The following is a 1,391-nucleotide window of genomic DNA, read 5'->3' as shown; positions in this document are numbered from 1 at the left end:
ACCTACTCGCTGTCGGACGTCCGCCCCGGCGGGCTCGCCCGCGCCCGGGGTGCCGGGGCCGCGTCCGTGGCCCTCGGCGGCGGGGTCCTCGACCACGCCGGACTCGCGCGCGGCGGCCTGCGCATCGCCGGGGCGACGGTCTCCGCCGACGGGCGGCTCGGCGCCGGGCGCGGGGTGCGGGCGACGCCCGTGCCGGGTGTGGCCTGGGACCGGGAGCCGCTCGCCGCACTGTTCGCCCGCCCGGCCGCCGAGGCCGTCGCCGAACTGCTCGCGCGGGACGCCGAACCCGGCCTGCTGGGCTGCGCCGTCCGGGTCGAGGGCGCGTCCGGCGAGCACCTCCTCGTACGGGAGCTGTCGCCCGACGGCACGGTACGGGCGGACGCGCCGCTGCTCCGGCTGGTCCCGGCGCACCCGCACCCGGAGCTGGCGCACACCGCCAACCTGCGCCGGCTGGCCGCCCGGCCGGGGCTGGCGCTGCGGGTCGTGGGCCGCCCGGACCCGGACCGGGCGGCCACGCTGCGGCCCCTCGCCGTGGGGCCGGTACCGGGGTCGGCGTACACGCTGCGGCTGCCGCCGGAGTGGCGGGACCGGGCCGACCTCGGCTACGACCGCCTCCAGGGCGGCCACGTCACCGGCGAGCCCCCCGCCGCCGCACCGGGCCCTCTCGTACCGGGCCCGGATCCGCTGGCCGACGCGCCCCTGTGGCGGGTGCGCCGGCTGCTGGAGGCGGGGGTCGCGGGCGGCCGCCGGGCGGTGGCGGAGTCGGCGCGCCGGCCCGCGCCGGAGGCCGGGTACGGGGCGCTGCGCCGGGCCGGGTTCACGGCGGCGGCGGACCTGGCCGCAGCCCTCGTCGCGGAGGCGGACCGGCGGCCCCGGGACGCCTTCGGCCGGCTCACCGACCCGTCGGCGGACGGGTACGCGTGGGCCTGGCTGGCGGCCTCGGCGCACCTGACGGCGGCACGGCGGTCGCTCGTGGCCGCGTCCTGGGCGTAGGCGGACGGGGGCGGGCGCGGGCCGGTGTAGGCCGTTCGGCTTGCGGACCCCACGGGGCCGGGGCACACAATGGGCGCTAACGGTGTGAAACTCGAATGAAATTGCATAAAACATGCACACCGTTCGAGTTTCGCGTTCCTGCGCCCGCCCGGTGGGAGGGGAATGTGAGTTCCGAACCGCTGTCAGAGCGTCCCACCGGCCCGCCCTCCGGCCCCCTCTCCGGGCGCCCGTCCGGAGACCAGGCCGGCCCCCCGCCACCGCCCCCGCCTTCGGGCGGCGGCCCGCCGTCGGGCCCCGGCGGCCCCGGTCCCGGCGGGCCGAGGCCGTCGTCCGGCGGGGACGGCCACCGCCCCTGGTGGCGGTCCGTGCCGCGGATCGCGGCGATCACCGCCGCCGTC

Annotated in this window: 1 pseudogene; it reads left to right on the top strand. The window is 80.7% G+C overall.

What is annotated here, in order from left to right:
- Positions 1 to 993: pseudogene (locus ACFVXK_RS38690) on the top strand (hypothetical protein); the annotation flags it as partial.
- Positions 994 to 1,391: the final 398 nt, after the last annotated feature.

Origin of the sequence: Streptomyces sp. NPDC058157 (assembly GCF_042884105.1) — a bacterium.
GTDB lineage: Bacteria > Actinomycetota > Actinomycetes > Streptomycetales > Streptomycetaceae > Streptomyces.
This window is presented reverse-complemented; position numbering and strand designations above follow the sequence as displayed.